The organism is Streptomyces sp. PA03-1a (assembly GCF_033792805.1).
In the GTDB taxonomy this organism is placed as follows: domain Bacteria; phylum Actinomycetota; class Actinomycetes; order Streptomycetales; family Streptomycetaceae; genus Actinacidiphila.
On sequence record NZ_JARAVO010000054.1, the window covers coordinates 22,962 to 42,221 of the forward strand.

17 protein-coding genes are annotated in these 19,260 nt (G+C 73.0%); 10 read left to right on the forward strand and 7 right to left on the reverse strand.

Features of this window, described 5'->3' with window-relative positions; all coding sequences use genetic code 11:
• Nucleotides 1-58 precede the first annotated feature (58 nt).
• The 5 genes from PV341_RS14705 to PV341_RS14725 form a co-directional block, all read right to left on the reverse strand.
• Entirely contained in the window at nucleotides 59-3,199 is a 3,141-nt protein-coding gene (locus tag PV341_RS14705) for an efflux RND transporter permease subunit (protein ID WP_500358007.1), read from the reverse strand.
• Nucleotides 3,200-3,363: 164 nt separating this feature from the next.
• Nucleotides 3,364-4,050, reverse strand: a complete 687-nt coding sequence (locus tag PV341_RS14710; protein WP_500358008.1) for a response regulator transcription factor — start codon at nucleotides 4,048-4,050, stop codon at nucleotides 3,364-3,366.
• The gene (locus PV341_RS14715) at nucleotides 4,047-5,264 is read right to left on the reverse strand and encodes a sensor histidine kinase (RefSeq protein ID WP_500329957.1); all 1,218 of its coding nucleotides are present in this window, start codon (nucleotides 5,262-5,264) and stop codon (nucleotides 4,047-4,049) included. Before PV341_RS14715 ends, PV341_RS14710 begins: the two co-directional genes overlap by 4 nt.
• Nucleotides 5,265-5,375: 111 nt before the next feature.
• Nucleotides 5,376-5,654: a PspA-associated protein PspAA gene (gene pspAA / locus PV341_RS14720; RefSeq protein WP_499511439.1), complete on the reverse strand. Its 279-nt coding sequence runs from the start codon at nucleotides 5,652-5,654 to the stop codon at nucleotides 5,376-5,378.
• A gap of 22 nt (nucleotides 5,655-5,676) precedes the next feature.
• Nucleotides 5,677-6,465 (reverse strand): PspA/IM30 family protein, encoded by a 789-nt coding sequence (locus tag PV341_RS14725; protein WP_499511440.1) that lies wholly within the window; start codon nucleotides 6,463-6,465, stop codon nucleotides 5,677-5,679.
• A gap of 195 nt (nucleotides 6,466-6,660) precedes the next feature.
• Here PV341_RS14725 and PV341_RS14730 point away from each other — a divergent pair, with 195 nt between their 5' ends.
• The 3 genes from PV341_RS14730 to PV341_RS14740 all read left to right on the forward strand — a co-directional run bounded on the left by PV341_RS14730 (nucleotide 6,661) and on the right by PV341_RS14740 (nucleotide 9,180).
• Nucleotides 6,661-7,251, forward strand: coding sequence for a DUF3043 domain-containing protein (locus PV341_RS14730; protein ID WP_500358010.1), 591 nt, complete (start codon nucleotides 6,661-6,663; stop codon nucleotides 7,249-7,251).
• A 68-nt stretch (nucleotides 7,252-7,319) separates the two neighbouring features.
• Nucleotides 7,320-8,030 (forward strand): class I SAM-dependent methyltransferase, encoded by a 711-nt coding sequence (locus PV341_RS14735; protein ID WP_500329939.1) that lies wholly within the window; start codon nucleotides 7,320-7,322, stop codon nucleotides 8,028-8,030.
• 49 nt (nucleotides 8,031-8,079) lie between these two features.
• Nucleotides 8,080-9,180, forward strand: coding sequence for a S1C family serine protease (locus PV341_RS14740; RefSeq protein ID WP_500329940.1), 1,101 nt, complete (start codon nucleotides 8,080-8,082; stop codon nucleotides 9,178-9,180).
• Nucleotides 9,181-9,278: 98 nt separating this feature from the next.
• On the opposite strand, the gene PV341_RS14745 is transcribed toward PV341_RS14740, so the two are convergent.
• Complete coding sequence (locus PV341_RS14745) at nucleotides 9,279-9,485, reverse strand: hypothetical protein (RefSeq protein WP_500329941.1); 207 nt, start codon at nucleotides 9,483-9,485, stop codon at nucleotides 9,279-9,281.
• A gap of 69 nt (nucleotides 9,486-9,554) precedes the next feature.
• Here PV341_RS14745 and PV341_RS14750 point away from each other — a divergent pair, with 69 nt between their 5' ends.
• The 3 genes from PV341_RS14750 to PV341_RS14760 are packed head-to-tail and all read left to right on the forward strand — an operon-like array spanning nucleotide 9,555 to nucleotide 13,587.
• Nucleotides 9,555-10,757 (forward strand): bifunctional adenosylcobinamide kinase/adenosylcobinamide-phosphate guanylyltransferase, encoded by a 1,203-nt coding sequence (locus PV341_RS14750; RefSeq protein ID WP_500329942.1) that lies wholly within the window; start codon nucleotides 9,555-9,557, stop codon nucleotides 10,755-10,757.
• A gap of 40 nt (nucleotides 10,758-10,797) precedes the next feature.
• On the forward strand, nucleotides 10,798-11,841 hold the full coding sequence (gene cobT / locus PV341_RS14755) for a nicotinate-nucleotide--dimethylbenzimidazole phosphoribosyltransferase (protein WP_500329943.1): 1,044 nt from the start codon (nucleotides 10,798-10,800) through the stop codon (nucleotides 11,839-11,841).
• 39 nt (nucleotides 11,842-11,880) lie between these two features.
• Nucleotides 11,881-13,587: a phosphatidylglycerol lysyltransferase domain-containing protein gene (locus PV341_RS14760; protein ID WP_500358011.1), complete on the forward strand. Its 1,707-nt coding sequence runs from the start codon at nucleotides 11,881-11,883 to the stop codon at nucleotides 13,585-13,587.
• A gap of 207 nt (nucleotides 13,588-13,794) precedes the next feature.
• Here the strand turns inward: PV341_RS14760 and PV341_RS14765 are convergent, their stop codons facing one another.
• The gene (locus tag PV341_RS14765; protein WP_500358012.1) at nucleotides 13,795-14,532 is read right to left on the reverse strand and encodes a hypothetical protein; all 738 of its coding nucleotides are present in this window, start codon (nucleotides 14,530-14,532) and stop codon (nucleotides 13,795-13,797) included.
• Nucleotides 14,533-14,601: 69 nt separating this feature from the next.
• Between PV341_RS14765 and PV341_RS14770 the strand changes: the two genes are divergently transcribed.
• The 4 genes from PV341_RS14770 to PV341_RS14785 form a co-directional block, all read left to right on the forward strand.
• Nucleotides 14,602-15,414 (forward strand): adenosylcobinamide-GDP ribazoletransferase, encoded by an 813-nt coding sequence (locus PV341_RS14770; RefSeq protein WP_500329948.1) that lies wholly within the window; start codon nucleotides 14,602-14,604, stop codon nucleotides 15,412-15,414.
• A gap of 286 nt (nucleotides 15,415-15,700) precedes the next feature.
• Entirely contained in the window at nucleotides 15,701-17,212 is a 1,512-nt protein-coding gene (locus tag PV341_RS14775; protein WP_499511450.1) for a leucyl aminopeptidase family protein, read from the forward strand.
• 303 nt (nucleotides 17,213-17,515) lie between these two features.
• Nucleotides 17,516-18,904: a dihydrolipoyl dehydrogenase gene (gene lpdA / locus PV341_RS14780; protein WP_499511451.1), complete on the forward strand. Its 1,389-nt coding sequence runs from the start codon at nucleotides 17,516-17,518 to the stop codon at nucleotides 18,902-18,904.
• 51 nt (nucleotides 18,905-18,955) lie between these two features.
• A partial coding sequence (locus PV341_RS14785; protein WP_500358013.1) for a biotin/lipoyl-containing protein occupies nucleotides 18,956-19,260 on the forward strand: 305 nt, incomplete at its 3' end.

Below are 19,260 nucleotides of genomic sequence, written 5' to 3' on the forward strand. Positions count from 1 at the left end.
GGGCCCGGGGCGTTCGTGAACGCCCCGGGCCCTGCCGCCTGTCGTACTGCGCCGGGTCTCAGACCCCGGCCAGCTCCGACTTCTTCTGCGTCTCCTCCTCGCCCGGGCCCGCGGCCCCGGCCGCCCGCTTCAGCGCCTTGCGCTTGGCACGGCGCTCCTTGCGGATCTCGACCATCGTGTAGAGGGTCGGGACGAGCAGCAGGGTCAGCAGCGTCGAGGTGAGCAGACCGCCGATGACGACGACGGCGAGCGGCTGGGCGATGAAGCCGCCCTCGCCGGTCACCCCGAGGGCCATCGGGAGCAGGGCGAAGATGGTCGCCAGCGCGGTCATCAGGATCGGCCGCAGACGGTGCCGGCCACCCTCGATGACGGCCTCCACGACGCCGTACCCCTGGGCGCGGTACTGGTTGATGAGGTCCATCAGCACGATCGCGTTGGTCACGACGATGCCGATGAGCATCAGCATGCCGATCAGCGCCGGGACGCCCATCGGGGTGCCGGTGATCAGCAGCAGGCCGATCGCGCCGGTCGCGGCGAACGGGATGGACACCAGCAGCACCATCGGCTGGATCAGGCTGCGGAAGGTGCCGACCAGCAGCATGAAGACGATGGCGATCGCGGCGAGCATCGCGAGCCCGAGCCCCACGAAGGCGTCGTCCTGGTCCGAGGAGACACCGCCGATCTCGGCGGTGGCGCCCTTGGGCAGGTCGAGCGACTTGATCTTCGACTGCAGGGCGGTGCTCACCGCGCCGGTGTTGTCACCGGCCGGCGTCGCCGTGATCGTCGCGGCGCGGGCGCCGTCGATCCGGGTCTTCTGCACCGGGCCGGGGGCCTCGACGACCTCGGCGACCTTGCCGAGCTTCACCGGTCCCGCGGGGGCGGGGATGGTGAGGGCCTTCAGTTCGGCGACCGTCCCGGCCTTCTGCTCGGAGACCACCCGCACGTCGCGCTCGGTGTCGTCGAGCACCGCGGTGCCGACGGTCGTACCGCGCACGGCCTGGGTGACGGCGGCGCCGATGGTGGCGTCGTTGAGGCCGTACTTGGCGGCCTCGGCCTGCTTGGCGTGGACCTCGATGCGGGGCACGCTCTGCGCGAGGTCGCTGGTGACGTCGGTGACGTCGTCCAGCCCGGCGACGGCGTCGCGGACCTCGGCACTGGCCTTGGCCAGGGTGTCGGCGTCCGCGGCCTTGACCACGACCGACAGGTTCTGGCTGCCGAAGCCGCCGCCACCGGAGACCGAGGTGGTGCCGACGCCGTCGAGCGTCTTGAGGCCGGCGCGGATCTCGTCGAGGACGTCCGCGCTGTCGTCGGCGTTCTTCAGCTTCACCTGGAAGGTGGCCTGGTTGGCGCCGGTGCCGCCGCCGAAGGCCGCCAGGAAGCCGGAGGAACCGACGGTGACCTGGTAGTCCTGGACCTGGTCGATACCCTCGAGGAGCTTCTCGACCTTGCGGGCCGCCGCGTCGGAGGCCGCCAGGCTGGTGCCCGGCGGGAGCTCCTGCCTGACGGTCAGGGTGTCCTGGTCGCCCTGGTCGAAGAAGTTGGTCTTGAGCATCGGGGCGAGCCCGAAGGTGCCCAGCAGGACCGCGACCGCGATCGCGATGCTGGTGAGGCGGCGCCGGGTGGCGAAGCGCAGCACCGGCACGTAGAGCCGCTGCAGCAGGCTGCGGGCCTCCTCCTCCTCGGCCCTGCGGCGGATCTCGTCCGGGTCCACGGTGCCGGCGTCGGCCGGGGGCTTGAGGAACCAGAACGAGAGCACCGGGACGACCGTCAGCGACACCAGCAGCGAGGCCAGCAGCGCGGCGGCGACGGTCAGCGAGAACGAGCCGAACAGGGCGCCCACCATGCCGCCGACCAGGCCGATCGGCACGAAGACGGCGACCGTGGTGAGCGTGGAGGCGGTGACCGCACCGGCCACCTCGCGCACGGCGGCGATGATCGCGGACTGCTTCTCCTCACCGTAGGCGAGGTGCCGCTTGATGTTCTCCAGCACCACGATCGAGTCGTCGACGACACGGCCGATGGCGATGGTCAGCGCGCCCAGGGTGAGCATGTTGAGCGACAGGTCGCGGGTCCACAGCACGATCAGCGTCAGCACGACGGAGAGCGGGATGGAGACCGCGGTCACCAGCGTCGAGCGCAGAGACGCCAGGAAGACCAGGATGATCACGACCGCGAAGAGCAGACCGAGCAGGCCCTCGGTGGTCAGTCCGTCGATGGACTTGGAGACCGCGGGGCCCTGGTCGCTGACGACGGTGAGCTTGGCGCCCTTGCCGAGGTCGCGCTCGAGGTCGGCCAGCTTGTCCTTGACCGCCGAGGAGATCGCGACGGCGCTGCCGTCCTGGTCCATGGTGACGGCGACGCCGAGGCTCGGCTCGCCGTCGGTCCGGGTGATGGAGGCGGCGGCGTCCGGGCGCTCCGCGACGGTGGCGACGTCGCCGAGGCGCACGGGCTCCGGGCCGGCGGGGATCCGCAGGTCCTCGATCTGCTGCACGGAGGCGTACTCGCCGCCGACCTGGACGGTGCGGCTCTTGCCGCTGTCGTCGAAGGAGCCGGCCGGGACGGGGTGGCCGCCGGCCTGCAGCGCCTGCACCAGGGCGATGGCGCCGAGCTTGCGGGCGGCGAGCTTCTTGTCGTCGGGGGTGACGGTGACGATCTGGTCCTGGACGCCGGTGACGGTCACCTGGCCGGCGCCGTCGATGTCCTGCAGGACCGGGACGACCGACCGGTCGAGCGCGTCGGCCAGTGCCTGCTGGTCCAGGCCGGTGGAGGTGGCGGCGAGGACGACGGTCGGGATGTCGTCCGTCGAGCCGGCGATGACCTGCGGGTCCGCGTCCTCCGGCAGCCGCGAGGAGACCCGGTTCACCGCCTGCTGGACGTTGGCCACCAGCGTGTCGCTGTCGTTGCCGTAGTCGAACCGGGCCATGATCACGGCAGCGCCCTCGCTGGCCGTGGACGTGATGCCCGTGATGCCGTCGACGCCCTTGACGCCGGCTTCGATCGGCTCGACGACCTGCTTCTCGACGACGTCGGGGGACGCGCCCGGGTAGGTCGTGATCACCGACACCATGGGCAGGTCGATGGAGGGCAGCAACTGCTGCTTGAGGGACGGTATCGCGATGGCGCCGAAGCCGATGGCGACCACCGCCATCAGCGCGACCAGACTGCGCTGGGCGAGGCTGAACCGGGACAGCCAGGACATCGTGGTGCGGTCTCTTCTCTGTGCTCAGAGTGCTCGGGTGTTCTCGGGTTGCGGACTTTTGTCAGCCCACGCCACTTTCTCCTGTCGCGGAGGGTGGTTTCCTCAGCCCGAGGTCGTGATTGGTTCCGGGGGCGTACTGCGGATGCGGTACACGCCGGTCGTACTCAGCGCGCCGCGGGCCGCACCAGGCCCGACTCGTACGCGGCGACGACCAGCTGCGCGCGGTCGCGGGCGCCGAGTTTGGCCATGGTGCGGTTCACGTGCGTCTTGACGGTGAGCGGGCTCACCCCGAGGCGTTCGGCGATCTCGTCGTTCGGCAGCCCCAGCGCCACCTCGACCAGCACCTCGCGCTCGCGTGCCGTCAGCGCGTCCAGGTCCGGGGCCGCCGGTCCGCCCTCCGAGGGCAGCGGGCGCTGGCCGCCGCTCTGCGCCAGGAACTGGGCGATCAGGCTCTTGGTCGCCGACGGGGACAGCAGCGCGTCGCCCTCGGCGACGGTGCGAATCGCGGCGAGCAGCTCGGCCGGCTCGGCGCCCTTGCCGAGGAACCCGGCGGCGCCGGCGCGGATCGCCTGCGCGACGTACTCGTCCGCTTCGAACGTCGTCAGGACGAGGACCGCCACACCGGTCAGGTCCTCGGCGGCGGTGATCTCGCGGGTGGCGGCGAGGCCGTCCGTGCCGGGCATCCGGATGTCCATCAGGACGACGTCCGCCCGGGTGCTGCGGGCCAGCGCGACGGCCTCGGCGCCGTCCGAGGCCTCCCCCACGACCTCCATGTCCGGTTCGGACTCCACGAGGACGCGGAACGCGCCCCGCAGCAGCGCCTGGTCGTCCGCGAGCAACACCCTGATCATGCCGGGATCCTCCCATCCCCCCGCCGGGCGGCCGGCTGGCCCGGCACCACCAGCGGCAGGCGGGCGTGGACGCGGAAACCGCCCTGCGTGCAGGGGCCGGCCTCGCAGGTGCCGCCGAGGGCCGCGGCCCGCTCGCGCATGCCGATCAGGCCGTGGCCGCCGCCCGCGGTGCCCGGGGCCTGCGGGCTGCCGCCACGGTCGACCACGGTGACCTCCAGCGTCCCGTCGCCGCGCGCGATGCGGATCCGCGCCCGTGCACCCGGGCCGGCGTGCTTGTGGACGTTGGTCAGCGACTCCTGGATGACCCGGTACGCGGTGAGGTCCACGCTCGCGGGAAGCGTGCCGGGGTCCTCCTCGGCCACCTCCACCGGCAGCCCGGCCCGGCGGAAGCCGTCGACGAGCTGGTCCAGCACACCGAGGCCGGGTGCCGGTTCCATGGGTGCGGCGGGGTCCCCCGACTGCCGCAGCAGGCCGACGGTCGCACGGAGCTCGTCCAGCGCCGAACGGCTCGCCTCGCGGACGTGTGCGAGGGCCTGCTTCGCCTGGTCGGGCCGGCTGTCCATGACGTGGGCGGCGACACCGGCCTGCACGTTGACCAGGGCGATGTGGTGGGCGACCACGTCGTGCAGCTCGCGGGCGATCCGCATCCGCTCCTCGGCGACGCGGCGCTTGGCCTCCTCCTCCCGGGTGCGCTCGGCCCGCTCGGCGCGCTCCTCGACGGCGGCGACGTAGGCGCGGCGGTGCCGGGTGGCCTCGCCGGCGGCTGCGGCCATGCCGCTCCACGCGAACAGGGCGATGTTCTCCGCGGAGTACCAGGGCCGGGCCCCGAAGAGCATGGCGATCGCGGGCAGCAGCAGGCAGGTGGCGAGGCCGAGCCGGAAGGTGGTGGTGCGGTCGGTGCGCGTGGAGGCGGAGAAGAGCGCCACGACGACGGTGGCGGCCACCGGGGCGCGGCCCTCCCCGGTCGCGGTGAGCAGGTAGACGACGGTGACCGCGCCGGTGAAGGCGAGGACGCCCAGCGGGCTGCGCCGGCGCACCATCAGCGCGGCGGAGCCGAGGACGGCCAGCAGGATGTCGGGGACCGAGGCGTCGTACCGCTCGGTGTGCGGCCCGATGAACATGTTGCCGAGGATCACCGCGAGGACGGCGAGCGCCAGCCCGGCGTCGAGGGCTACGGGGTGGGCCTGCGGCCACAGCCGGGCCCGGTCCTTCATCGATCGATGCTGCACGCTCACCAACGGTACGGGTCCCCCAGGAACGGCCGTGCCCCGGTCCGGTGCGGTACCGGGCCGGGGCACTCGGCGGGTGCGCTGGTCGGCGAGGTGTCAGCCGGGGATGAGCCCGCCGTCCCCGAGCAGTGCCCGGACCTCCTCCAAGGTGGCCTCCGAGGCCGGCAGGATCAGCTCGGACGGCTCCAGGGAGTCGTCCGGCAGAGGTGTGCCGAGCCGCCGGACGGCGTCGAGGAGCGCGGTGAGCGTGCGCCGGAACCCGGCGTCGTCACCGCTCTCCATCTCCGCCAGGAGCTCGTCGTCGAGCTTGTTGAGTTCGGTGAGGTGGCTCTCGTCCACCGTGACCTGGCCCTCGCCCATGATCCTCACGATCACGACGCCCTCCTCTAGGGGTGTCTCACTGCTTGTCGAACCGGGGCTGGTCCTGGGTCTGCGACGGGGTCTGGCCCTGCTGTCCGCTCTCGATGGCCTGCTGCGGGGAGCCGCCGGCCAGCTCGGCCTTCATGCGCTGCAGCTCCAGTTCGACGTCGCTGCCGCCGGAGAGGCGGTCGAGCTCCGCCTGGATGTCGTCCTTGGCGATCCCGGTCGGGTCGTCCAGGGCGCCGGAGGCCAGCAGCTCGTCCAGGGCGCCGGCCCGGGCGCGCAGCTGCTCGGTCTTGTCCTCGGCCCGCTGGATCGCCAGGCCGACGTCGCCCATCTCCTCCGAGATGCCGGAGAAGGCCTCGCCGATCTGGGTCTGTGCCTTGGCCGCGCTGTAGGTGGCCTTGATGGTCTCCTTCTTGGTGCGGAAGGCGTCCACCTTGGCCTGCAGGCGCTGGGCGGCGAGGGTGAGCTTCTCCTCCTCGCCCTGCAGCGTCTGGTGCTGCGTCTCCAGGTCGGTGACCTGCTGCTGGAGGGCGGCTCGACGCGACAGCGCCTCGCGGGCCAGGTCCTCCCGTCCCAGGGCGAGCGCCTTGCGGCCCTGGTCCTCGTACTTCGCGGACTGCTGCTGCAGCTGGTTCAGCTGCAGCTCCAGGCGCTTGCGCGAGGTGGCGACGTCGGCCACACCGCGCCGAACCTTCTGCAGCAGCTCCAGCTGTTTCTGGTACGAGTAGTCGAGGGTCTCGCGCGGATCCTCGGCCCGGTCAAGGGCCTTGTTGGCCTTCGCGCGGAAGATCATCCCCATCCGCTTCATGACACCGCTCATGGGCCTCGCGCGCCCCCTTCATTCAGCTCGCCAGCACACCTCTACAGACCCCACAGTACGGGGCCTGGTTCCATTACCCCACTGTTCTGTTGCTGATGCGCTCATCCTTAGGAACGATCACAGTTCGATGACCTCAGGCGCAGGGAGTAGGTGAGGGGCTGGGGGTCCCGTCGGCGAGCACGTAACCTTGGAGTCGTGTTCCGACGTCGTTCCCAAAGCGAGCAGACCGCGTCCACCACTGTGGTGGACGACCGGCAGCCCCGCGACCCGCAGGCTCCCAAGGGTCGCCCCACGCCCAAGCGCAGCGATGCCCAGGGCCAGCGCCGCAAGGCGGTGACCGCGCCCACCGACCGCAAGGCCGCCACCAGGCAGGCCCGCGACGCCCGGCGGGCCGACCTGGCCAAGCAGCGCGAGGCCCTGATGAACGGGGACGAGCGCTACCTGCCCGCCCGTGACAAGGGCCCCGTGCGCAAGTTCGCGCGCGACTACGTGGACTCGCGCTTCCGCATGGCCGAGTTCTTCCTGCCGCTCGCCGTGGTCATCCTCGTGCTCAGCATGCTCCGCAACCCCGCGCTGCAGAACCTCTCCCTGCTGCTGTGGCTCGTGGTCATCGTGCTGATCGTCGTCGACTCGGCCTTCACCGGTTTCCTGCTCCGCCGCGAGCTGTCCAAGCGCTTCCCGGACAAGCCCACCAAGGGCGCGGTCGCCTACGCCCTCATGCGGACCCTCCAGATGCGCCGACTGCGCCTGCCGAAGCCGCAGGTCAAGCGCGGCACCAAGCTCTGAGCGGGAACGGCGGTTTCGCCGGCGCCGCCGGCTCCTGGCTGGACCGGCTGGGCGGGCTCCGGAACACCGTGCGCCAGGAGCTGGTCGCGCGCCAGCTGGACGAGCAGATCACCGCGCGCTTCCCCGTGGGGCGCCGGCTCAGGATCCTCGACGTCGGCCCCGGCCAGGGCACCCAGGCGCTGCGACTCGCCCGTGCCGGCCACCTGGTCACCGGCCTGGAGGCCGATCCGGAGATGGCGGGGGTCCTGCGCGGGGCCGTGGCCGCCGAGCCGGAGGGCATACGCGAGCGGATCAGCCTCGTCGAGGGCGACGGCCGGGAGACCGGCCGGCACTTCGGGCCCGGCAGCTTCGACGTCGTGCTCTGCCACGGCGTGCTGATGTACGTGCCCGAGCCGGACGCGATGGTCGCCGGGCTCGCCCGGGTGCTGGCCCCCGGCGGGCTGCTGTCGCTGCTGGTGCGCAACGCCGACGCCCTGGCGATGCGGCCCGCGCTGCAGGGCGACTGGGCCGGTGCGCTGTCCGCCTTCGCGGGCGACACGTACACCAACCGGCTGGGGCTCGCCGCCCGTGCCGACCGGCGCGCGGACCTGACGACGACCCTCAGCGCCATCGGCGCGCCGCTGCACGCCTGGTACGGGGTGCGGGTCTTCACCGACACGGCGCCGGACGACTCCGTGGAGGTGCCGGAGGAGTTGCTGGCCGCCGAGGAGCTGGCCGGCCGCACCGACCCCTACCGCGGGGTCGCGGCACTGCTGCATTTGTGCGGCGTACGGAACTGACCGGGGCGGGATACCGAGGACGGGACGTCACGAACGCGACACTTCGGTCATGCGCGATTCGAAGCCCAACCGATGGCGGCCGCCGACGGCGCTCCGGGCGGCGGCCCTGCTGCTGGCCGTCGCGTGCTGCGGTGGCGTCACCGCCGGATGCACGGGGGACTCCCCCTCCCCCAGCGCGGCATCCTCGGCGCCCGCGCCCGTCGCCGCCTCCGAGCTGGCCGGCGCCCGTGATCTGGAGCGCTCCTACCAGCAGGTGGTCAAGGCGGTGCTGCCGTCCGTCGTCCAGATCAACACGTCCGAGGGACTGGGCTCCGGCATCGTCTACGACACCAAGGGCCACATCGTCACCAACGCCCATGTCGTCGGCAACTCCCACACCTTCGAGGTCACCCTCGCCAACAGCGACACCCCGCACAAGGGCCGGCTCGTGGCCGCCTACCCCGAGCAGGACCTCGCCGTCATCGAACTCGACGACCCGCCGAGCGGGCTGCGCGCGGCGTCCTTCGGCCGCTCACGCGACGTCCAGGTCGGCCAGATCGTGCTCGCCATGGGCAGTCCGCTCGGCCTGAACAGCAGCGTCACGCAGGGCATCGTCTCGGCCGTCGGCCGTACGGTCAGCGAGACCGGGGCCGAGGGCGGCACCGGCGCCACCCTGGCCGACATGGTGCAGACCTCGGCTCCCATCAACCCCGGCAACAGCGGCGGCGCACTGGTCAACCTCTCCGGCCAGGTCATCGGCATCCCGACGCTCGCCGCGGTCAACCCCACCATGGGCGACTCCTCGGCCCCGGGCATCGGCTTCGCCATCCCCGCGGCGACCGTCACCCGCATCGCGGACCAGATCATCCAGCACGGCAAGGTCGTCGACTCCGGCCGCGCGGCGCTGGGCATCGTCGCGCGCACCGTCCTCGACGAGAACTTCCAGCCCGCCGGGGTGGGCGTCGTCGAGGTGACCCGGGGCGGAGCGGCGGACAAGGCCGGGATCAAGCCCGGGGACGTCATCACCGATGTCGGGGGCGACGACATCACGACCCTTCAGTCGCTCTCCGAGGCCCTGGTCCAGCACGCGCCCGGCGACGCCGTGGACGTCACCTTCCAGCGCGGCGGCAGCGAGAAGACCGTCAAGGTCACGCTCGGGCAGCTCCAGTAGCGGCCGGACGCACAGCCGGGGGCGGGGCCGTGGGACGTCCCACGACCCCGCCCCCGCCGTGGTGCGGCGGCCGGACCCCCGGCCGCCCGGTCACCGGTCTACTCGTCGGCGTGCAGGCTCATCGGGCCGTAGATCTTCGTGCCGTCCTCGAAGAGGTGCACCTGGTCGGCGCCTCCCTGGAGGAGGTCCTTCCAGACCTCGCCGATCCAGGACTCGGCATCGCCCTGCGTGGGGAACTCCTCGGGCTCGACCGCGGGGGTGACCTCCGTGCCGTCGGTCTTCTCGAAACGCCACGTCCACGCCATGTCCGTCTCCTCGTCCCTGGGGGTGCCTGCCCGGCAGCGTAGCGTGCGCGGACGCGAGAGGATCTGCACGTGGAACTGACTCTCCTCGGCACCGGTGGCCCCGACGGCCTGCCCCTCCCCGGCTGCCCGTGCGCGGCGTGCGCGACGGCGGTGGGCGACCAGGCGCGGGCGGCGACCTCGCTGCTCGTGGACGGGGTGCTGCTGCTCGACCTGACGCCGGGCCTCGCGCTGACCGCGGCGCGCTCCGGTCACTCGCTCGCCGGGGTCCGCCAGGTGCTGCTGTCGCATCCGCACGACGGGCCGGCCGTGGAGATCCCGGCGGGGCTGCCCGCGCCGGGCCGGGTGGCGGCCGGGCAGGAGATCACGCTGCTGACCGGGCACCGGGTGCGGGCGGTGCCCCTCGACGCGCCCGGGACCGGCTACGAGGTGACAGGACCGTACGGCGAGCGGCTGCTGTACCTGCCGCCGGAGTGCGCTCCGGCGGGGCTGCCGGAGGCCGTGGAGCCGTACCGGATGGTGCTGCTGGACGCCGTGGGCCGGCCGGACGGGCTGGCGCGGCTGCGCGCGGCCGGCGCGGTCGGGAGCACCACCGACGTCGTCGCGGTCCACCTGGACCACCGTGCCCACCCCGGGCCGGAGCTGCGGCGCCGGCTGGCCGCGCTCGGCGTACGGGCGGTGCCGGACGGCACGACGCTGACCGTCGGCGACCTGCACGACGTGCCCGACGTGCCGCGGCGCACGCTCGTGCTGGGCGGGGCGCGGTCGGGCAAGTCGGTGGAGGCGGAGCGGCGGCTGTCGGCCTTCCCCGACGTGCTGTACGTGGCCACCGGCGGGACGCGCGGCGGTGACCCGGAATGGGCGGAGCGCGTGGCGCTGCACCGCGAGCGGCGTCCGCAGTCGTGGCAGACGGTGGAGACCTGCGACCTGCTGCCGCTGCTGGCCGAGGAGGACGGGCCCGCGCTGCTGATCGACTGCCTGTCGCTGTGGCTGACGCACACCATGGACGAACTCGGCGCGTGGGACGACGAGAAGTGGGCGGAGGGCGCCGAACGCGAACTGCGCCGCCGCGTCGGGGAACTGACCGCGGCGTGGCGCGCGACCCGCCGTACGGCCGTGGCGGTCAGCAACGAGGTCGGCTCCGGGGTCGTACCGGCCACGGCCAGCGGGCGCAGATTCCGGGACGAGCTGGGGCGGCTGAACCTCGCGCTGGCCGACGAGTCCGAGCACGTGGTGCTGGTGGTCGCGGGACAGGCGCTGTCACTGCGGGGCTGACCTCGGCGCGCGACCCCGCGGACCGGTAGTGTTCGACCCCGTGAGCGGCCTGAACCTTGATGACTTCGCGACCCTGGTGGAGCGTCCGGACGCCGGTGTGCGCCGTGACGCACGCGACCGTTGGCAGCGGCTGGTGCGCCCGGCGAGCGCGCTGGGCGGGCTGGCCGAGCTCGCCGACTGGCTGTCGGCGGTCCAGGGCGCGGCGACCCTACGCCCGATCGAGCACCCCAAGGCCGTGCTCTTCGCGGCGGACCACGGGGTGGCGGCACTGAAGGTGTCCGCCCGCCCCGGGGGCACCGCGGTCGAGCTGGTGCGGCGGGTCCTGGACGGGGCCTCCCCGGTCAATGTGCTGGCCCGTCAGTACGGCGCGGCGCTGCGCGTGGTGGACGTCGGCGTGGACGCGCCGGCCGATGACCTGCCCGCCGACGTGACGGCGCACCGCGTGCGGCGCGGCTCCGGCCGGATCGACGTGGAGGACGCGCTGACGGCCGAGGAGGCCGAGGCGGCGTTCCGGGCCGGCATGGCCGTCGCGGACGAGGAGGCGGACTCCGGCACGGACCTGGTGCTCCTGGGCGATCTGAGCGTGGGCGGCACCACGGTGGCCGGGGTGCTGATCGCAGCGCTGTGCGGTACCGACGCCTCCGTGGTGACCGGCCGTGGTTCGGGCATCGACGACATCGCGTGGATGCGCAAGTGCGCGGCGATCCGCGACGCGCTGCGCCGGGCCCGGCCCGTGCTGGGCGACCAGCTGGAGCTGCTGGCGGCGGTCGGCGGCGCGGACGTGGCGGCGATCACCGGTTTCCTGCTGCAGGCCTCGGTGCGGAAGCTGCCGGTGGTGCTGGACGGCGTGGTGTCCGCGGCGTGCGCGCTGGTCGCGCAGCGGATCGCCTTCCGGGCGCCGGACTGGTGGCTGGCGGGGCAGGCCAGCGGTGAGCCGGGGCAGGTCAAGGCGCTGGACCGGCTGTCCATCGAGCCGCTGCTCGACCAGAAGGTGACGGCGGGTGAGGGCACCGGCGCGCTGCTGGCGCTGCCCCTTCTGAAGGCGGCGGCGGCCCTGTCGGCGGAGCTGCCGGAACGTTTCTGACCCATCGCGAACCGGGTCGTTCCCGTAGGATCCGGACCTATGGGAACGGCCGTCTCGGTCTGGCGTGAACGCGGCGCGGTGTCCACCGTCCGGTACCTGCGCCTGGTCGGCCTGGTCGACCTGCTGGGTGCGGTGTGGGTGTCCTTCGGGAACGACATCCGGCGTCATGACGTCGACGAGTACGTCACCCCGTACCTGCTGACCGCCGGCTACACCCCGGCCTTCCTCGCGCTCTTCCTGGCGGTCACGATGCGCCGCAGGAAGCGCGCGGCCTGGCTGCTCAACCTCGTCCTCGCCGGGCTCTACCTGCTGTTCCTGGCCGCGGCGACGGCCGTCCCCGCGTTCCGCGGCCACCCGCAGAACTGGGTGTCGCTGGGGATCACCGCCGCCTTCTGCGCCGCGCTGCTCGCCGGGCGCCGTGCGTTCCGCGCCAAGGGCGACCCCTCCAACCCCCGGCTGGCCGCGGCGGTCGCCGTCGGCGGCGTCGCGGCCGGCGGACTCCTCGCCGCGGGCCTGGTCACCGTCACCGACACGGGGCACGGCTCGACCTTCGGCCAGCGGTACGCGTACGCCATGCTCCGCGTGGTCTCGCTGGCGGACGCCGAGGAGTCCTTCCCGGGGATCTCGACCCCGGGCTGGGTCGACGTCACCATCAACGCCATGAGCGCCGTGCTGTTCCTGCTGGTGCTGTACGCGGCCTTCCGCTCGCCCCGCGGCCGCGAACTGCTGGGCCCGCAGGACGAGATGCGGCTGCGGGCCCTGCTCGACCGGCACGGCGAACGTGACTCGCTCGGCTACTTCGCGCTGCGCCGCGACAAGAGCGTCGTCTGGTCGCCGTCGGGCAAGTCGGCGATCGCCTACCGCGTCGTCGGCGGGGTGTCCCTCGCCTCCGGCGACCCCATCGGCGACCCAGAGGCCTGGCCCGGGGCGATCGAGGCCTGGCTCGCCGAGGCCCGCGAGCACGCCTGGGTACCGGCGGTGGTGGGGGCCGGCGAGGAGGCCGGCACCGTCTACGCACGGCACGGGCTGGACGCCCTGGAGCTCGGCGACGAGGCGATCGTCGAGGTCGCCGACTTCACCCTGGAGGGCCGCGCGATGCGCACCGTGCGGCAGGCGTACCACCGGATCGGGCGCGCCGGGTACACCGTCCGCGTACGGCGTCACGAGGACATCCCGGCGCGGGAGATGACGGCCCTGCTGGAGCGCGCGGACCGCTGGCGGTACGGGCAGACCGAACGGGGCTTCTCCATGGCGCTGGGGCGGCTCGGCGACCCGGCGGACGGCCGGTGCGTCATGGTGGAGTGCGCGGACGGGCAGGGCGAGCCGAGGGCGCTGCTCAGTTTCGTGCCGTGGGGGCGGCACGGGCTGTCGCTGGACCTGATGCGCCGTGACCGGGACTCCGACAACGGGCTGGTGGAGTTCATGGTGATCGAGCTGATCCGGCGCGCGGAGGAGACCGGGGTCGAGCGCGTGTCGCTCAACTTCGCCGTGTTCCGTTCGGTCTTCGAGCGCGGGGCGAGGCTGGGCGCCGGGCCGGTGCTGCGGATGTGGCGGGCGCTGCTGACCTTCTTCTCCCGGTGGTGGCAGATCGAGTCGCTGTACCGCGCCAACGCCAAGTACCGGCCGGTCTGGGAGCCGCGTTTCCTGCTCTTCGAGAAGGGCGGCGAACTGCCCCGGATCGGACTGGCGAGCGCACGGGCCGAGGGCTTCCTCGCCCCGCCCCGGATGCCCTCGCCGCGGCGCTGAGCCGGCCCGGATCGCCGGGACGCCACGGCGGCACGGCGGCACGGCGGCACGGCGGCACGGAGACGATCGGGCACCTGGAGCGGCCGACCGCCACCGGCGGTGCCGACGAGGAAACCGTCGCGGGCGGGCCCTGCCGGGGCGCCGCGGCGGCCTGCACCCGGCACGCGGCCACCACACGCGCCGCACACCCGGCGGACGCGCCGGGGCTCAGCGCTCGGTGAAGCCGCCGATCCAGTCCTGGAGCCGCCGCAACGGGCCCGACCAGCGCGCGTCGTGCCGTGCGGCGCGGGCCTCCGCCCGCCGGACCGCCCCGGGCCTGCGGGAGTAGAGCCGCTCGGCCCACAACGAGTCGGGGCGCGCCAGCCGCAGGGCCGCGTACAGCGCGACGAAGGGCACGAAGACGCCGACGACGGCGGAGCGCAGCTTGCCCTTGACGAGGGCGACGAGGACGAACAGGAAGTTGACGGCGATGGTGAGGATCACCGAGACGCGGCTCTGCTGCTCGTCCGGGCTGACCGAGTTGACGCCGAAGGGGACCAGGCCGAGGAGCATCATCACGACGACGGAGAAGGTGACGACGACGGCCTCGACGCTCTTGCGGCCGCGATCGCTCCAGTACACGTCGTCGAGGTAGAGCACGAGCGCGAACTCGTCGAGCACCAGGCCCGCTCCGGCGCCGAACAGGACCGCGGACAGGTAGGCGCCGAAGCCCCGTGAGGAACTGGCGACGCCCCCGAAGCCGCCGATCGTCATGAGGATGATCCCGGGCACCACGTGGTGGATGTGGGTGCCGCCCGAGGAGATGTTGCGGAAGGGGCCCCTGCCGGCCCGGATGAGACGGGTGATCATCCGGGTGACCAGGAAGGTCAGTACGAACGCGCCCAGCGCAAGGAGCAGCGGCAGCTTTCCCGGCTCGATGATGTTGCGGTACCACCAGTCGCCCATGCCGATTGCTCCAGATTCGCCCCGTACGCGGCACTATACGGTTCCGGCCCGGCGGTTACCCTGCACGCCATGACCGCCGACCCCGCACCCGCTCCCGCGGACCCTGCCGTCACGGCCGCCGACGGACTGCGCTTCGCCTTCGGCACCCTGACGGTGCTGCGGGTCCGGGTCACCCGCTGGGACCGCCCGGCGGCCCGCGCCGGGATGCTCTGGGCGCCCGTGGCCGGGCTGGTCGTGGGGCTGTGCGCGGCGGCGGCCGGCGGACTCCTGCTGCTCCTCGGCTCGGGGCCGCTGCCCGCCGCGGTGGCGAGCGCCGCCGTACCGGCCGCCCTGACGCGGGGGCTGCACCTGGACGGGCTGGCCGACACCGCCGACGGGCTGGGCAGCGGCAAGCCCGCCGAGGACGCGCTGCGCATCATGAAGCAGTCCGACATCGGGCCCTTCGGTGTGCTCACCCTGGTCCTCGTCCTGCTGGCCCAGGTCGCCGCGCTCGCCGAGCTGTACGGCCAGTCCTGGACCCGGGGTGCGGTCGCCGCCGCCCTGGCCGGGCTCACCGCCCGCGCCGCGATGACGCTGGCCTGCCGTGACGGTGTGCCCCCGGCTCGCCCCGGCGGGCTCGGCGCGGCCGTGGCGGGCGCGGTCCCCGCCCGTACCGCCTGGGCGTCGGCCGCGCTGACAGTGGCGGTCTGCGCCGGCTGCGGGGCCGCCTTCGGCGTGCCGGACGCGGCGCGCTGTGCGGCGGCGGCGGCGGTGGCCCTGGCCGCCGCGGAACTGCTGCTGCGGCGGTGCCGCCGGCGCCTGGGCGGCGTCACCGGTGACGTCTTCGGCGCGTTGTGCGAGACCGCCGCGACGGCCGCGCTGCTGGTGCTCACCCTGGGCTGAGCGCCGCACGGCGACCGGGCGCGATGCGGTCCGGCGCCCCGACTCCCGCCGGGCGGAAGGGGATCGGGACCCTGCCCGGGGTGCCGCGCGGGCGCGTTCCCATAGGGAAAACCCGCGCCTTCGCCGCCATGGGCGCAGGTCGTGGTCGCAAGCGACAGGAGTGAGCGTAAGGTCGGTGCTGCACCCCCGCCCGTGCCGCGAAGGACGCCCGGCGTCGGGCACGAGGGAGCCGGACGGAGTCCGGCGTCAAGTATTGGACCCCCGAAGGAACAGGATCCGCATCACCGTGACTGCACTGACTCTCAGCACCTCCTCCGCGGCAGCGCTGCGCGCTGACGCCGTCGTCGTCGGCGTGACCAAGGGCGCCAAGGGCCCCGAGGTCGCCGCCGGGGCGGAGGCGGTGGACCAGGCCTTCTCCGGCCGGCTCGCCGCGACGCTCGAGACACTGGGCGCCTCGGGCGCGGAGGGTGAGGTGACCAAGCTCCCCGCCCCGGACGGCCTGAAGTCCCCGGTCGTGCTGGCGGTCGGGCTCGGTGAGGCCCCGGCCGACGGCGCCGCGTACGACACCGAGGCGCTGCGCAAGGCCGCCGGCGCCGCCGCCCGCGCGCTGGCCGGGTCGAAGAAGGCCGCCTACGCCCTTCCGGTGCAGGACGCGGACGCCGCGCAGGCGGTCGCCGAGGGCGCGCTGCTCGGCGCCTACACGTACACCGCGTACCAGTCGTCCAACGGCAAGGCCCCGCTCGCCGAGGTCGCGCTGGTGGGCGCGAAGCCGCGGGACAAGGCGTTCAAGGCCGCCGCCGAGCGGGCCGCCGTCATCGCGGCGGAGGTCAACCGGGCGCGCGACCTGATCAACATGCCGCCGAACGACCTCCACCCGAAGTCCTTCGCCGCGCTCGCGCAGGAGGCCGCCAAGGAGCACGGCCTCAAGATCGAGGTGCTGGACGAGAAGGCGCTGGTCAAGGGCGGCTACGGCGGCATCATGGGCGTCGGCCAGGGCTCGGCGAACCCGCCCCGCCTGGTGAAGATCGCCTACACGGGTGCCAAGGGCCGCGGCGCCAAGCACCTGGCACTGGTCGGCAAGGGCATCACCTACGACTCGGGCGGCATCTCCCTGAAGCCGGCCGGTCACAACGAGACCATGAAGTGCGACATGAGCGGTGCCGCCGCCGTGCTGTCCACCGTGGTCGCCGCCGCGCGCCTCGGCCTGCCCGTCAACGTCACCGGCTGGCTGGCGCTCGCCGAGAACATGCCCTCGGGCAGCGCCGCCCGCCCCGGCGACGTGCTGAAGATGTACAGCGGCAAGACCGTCGAGGTGCTCAACACCGACGCCGAGGGCCGCCTGGTGATGGCCGACGCCCTCACCCGCGCCTCGGAGGAGAAGCCCGACGCGATCATCGACGTGGCGACCCTGACCGGCGCCATGGTGCTGGCCCTGGGCAACCGCATCTTCGGCGTCATGGCCAACGACGACGCCTTCCGCACCGCGCTGCACGAGGTCGCGACCGAGGTCGGCGAGCAGTCCTGGCCGATGCCGCTCCCGGCCGACCTGCGCAAGGCCATGGACTCCCCCACCGCGGACATCGCGAACATGGGCGAGCGCATGGGCGGCGGCCTGGCGGCCGGCCTGTTCCTGAAGGAGTTCGTCGGCGAGGGCATCACCTGGGCCCACCTGGACATCGCGGGCCCCGCCTTCAACGAGTCCGGCCCCTTCGGCTACACCCCCAAGGGCGGCACCGGCTCCGCCATCCGCACCCTGGTGCGCGTGGCCGAGAAGGCCGGCGAGGGCGAGCTGCTCTGACCGCGGTGTAAGCCTCGGCACATTCCGTACGGCCCCGGGTATGGCATCCGGGGCCGTACGCGTTCGCCAAGGGCGAGCAAAGAGTGCAACCGCTCCGTATTTCGCAAGGGATACCGGCGAGTAGCCCCGGCCGGGGACGTTCCGTACGTCTCAGACACCGGCCCGGTGCCTCGTCGGCCCCGAACAAGTGCGAAGATGTTGTCTCGGCACGACAGGGCCCCGTTTAACAGAAGCGGCCGAACAAAAGCCGCCGCCCGGTCATGACGGACCGGCTCCGGCGTATCCATGCATGGAGGACGTGACGTGGCGAACGACGCCAGCACCGTTTTCGACCTAGTGATCCTCGGTGGCGGTAGCGGCGGCTACGCCGCAGCGCTGCGTGCGGCGCAGCTCGGTCTGGACGTCGCCCTGATCGAGAAGGACAAGCTCGGCGGCACCTGCCTGCACCGCGGCTGCATCCCCACGAAGGCTCTGCTGCACGCCGGTGAGATCGCGGACCAGGCCCGCGAGGCCGATCAGTTCGGTGTCAAGGCCACTTTCGAGGGCATCGACATCGCCGGGGTCCACAAGTACAAGGACGACGTGATCTCGGGCCTCTACAAGGGCCTGCAGGGCCTGGTGGCCTCCCGCAAGGTCACCTACGTGACCGGTGAGGGCCGGCTCTCCTCCCCCACCTCCGTGGACGTGGGCGGCCAGCGCTACACCGGCCGGCACGTCCTGCTGGCGACGGGCTCCGTGCCGAAGTCGCTGCCGGGCCTGGCCATCGACGGCGACCGCATCATCTCCTCCGACCACGCGCTGGTCCTGGACCGTGTGCCGAAGTCCGCGATCATCCTCGGCGGCGGTGTCATCGGCGTCGAGTTCGCCTCGGCGTGGAAGTCCTTCGGCGCCGACGTCACCATCGTCGAGGGCCTGCCGCACCTCGTGCCGGTCGAGGACGAGAACAGCTCGAAGCTGCTGGAGCGCGCCTTCCGCAAGCGGGGCATCAAGTTCAACCTCGGCACCTTCTTCTCCAAGGCCGAGTACACCGCCGACGGCGTCAAGGTCACCCTGGCCGACGGCAAGGAGTTCGAGGCCGAGGTCCTGCTCGTGGCCGTCGGCCGCGGCCCGGTCTCCCAGGGCCTGGGCTACGAGGAGGCCGGGGTCGCCATGGACCGCGGCTACGTCCTCGTCGACGAGTACATGCGCACCAACGTGCCCACCATCTCCGCGGTCGGCGACCTCGTCCCGACCCTGCAGCTGGCCCACGTCGGCTTCGCCGAAGGCATCCTCGTCGCGGAGCGGCTGGCCGGTCTGAAGACCGTGCCGATCGACTACGACGGCGTGCCGCGCGTCACGTACTGCCACCCGGAGGTCGCCTCCGTCGGCATCTCCGAGGCCAAGGCCAAGGAGCTGTACGGCGCCGACAAGGTCGTCACCCTGAAGTACAACCTGGCCGGCAACGGCAAGAGCAAGATCCTCAAGACCGCGGGCGAGATCAAGCTCGTCCAGGTCCGCGACGGCGCCGTGGTCGGTGTCCACATGGTCGGCGACCGCATGGGCGAGCAGGTGGGCGAGGCCCAGCTGGTCTACAACTGGGAGGCGCTGCCGGCCGAGGTCGCGCAGCTCATCCACGCGCACCCGACGCAGAACGAGGCCCTCGGCGAGGCGCACCTCGCGCTCGCGGGCAAGCCCCTTCACTCGCACGACTGACCCACGGACACGCAGACAGATCCGCACAGATCGTTAGGAGCAACCGAAACCATGGCGGTTTCCGTAACCCTGCCGGCGCTCGGCGAGAGCGTGTCCGAGGGCACCGTCACCCGCTGGCTCAAGGCCGAGGGTGAACGCGTCGAGGCCGACGAGCCGCTGCTCGAGGTGTCGACCGACAAGGTCGACACCGAGATCCCGGCGCCCGCTTCGGGCATCCTCTCCTCCATCAAGGTGGCCGAGGACGAGACGGTGGAGGTCGGCGCCGAGCTGGCCGTCATCGACGACGGCACGGGCGCCCCCGCTGCCGCCCCCGCCCCGGCCGCCGCGGCGGAGCCCGCGCCGGCCGGGGCGGGGGC

Excerpts from the sequence above, each read along its gene's own strand:
- PV341_RS14705 (WP_500358007.1), bottom strand. The coding sequence starts at position 3,199 with ATGTCCTGGCTGTCCCGGTTCAGCCTCGCCCAGCGCAGTCTGGTCGCG.
- PV341_RS14710 (WP_500358008.1), bottom strand. The coding sequence starts at position 4,050 with ATGATCAGGGTGTTGCTCGCGGACGACCAGGCGCTGCTGCGGGGCGCG.
- PV341_RS14715 (WP_500329957.1), bottom strand. The coding sequence starts at position 5,264 with ATGAAGGACCGGGCCCGGCTGTGGCCGCAGGCCCACCCCGTAGCCCTC.
- PV341_RS14725 (WP_499511440.1), bottom strand. The coding sequence starts at position 6,465 with ATGAGCGGTGTCATGAAGCGGATGGGGATGATCTTCCGCGCGAAGGCC.
- PV341_RS14740 (WP_500329940.1), top strand. The coding sequence starts at position 8,080 with ATGCGCGATTCGAAGCCCAACCGATGGCGGCCGCCGACGGCGCTCCGG.
- PV341_RS14745 (WP_500329941.1), bottom strand. The coding sequence starts at position 9,485 with ATGGCGTGGACGTGGCGTTTCGAGAAGACCGACGGCACGGAGGTCACC.
- PV341_RS14760 (WP_500358011.1), top strand. The coding sequence starts at position 11,881 with ATGGGAACGGCCGTCTCGGTCTGGCGTGAACGCGGCGCGGTGTCCACC.
- PV341_RS14765 (WP_500358012.1), bottom strand. The coding sequence starts at position 14,532 with ATGGGCGACTGGTGGTACCGCAACATCATCGAGCCGGGAAAGCTGCCG.
- PV341_RS14770 (WP_500329948.1), top strand. The coding sequence starts at position 14,602 with ATGACCGCCGACCCCGCACCCGCTCCCGCGGACCCTGCCGTCACGGCC.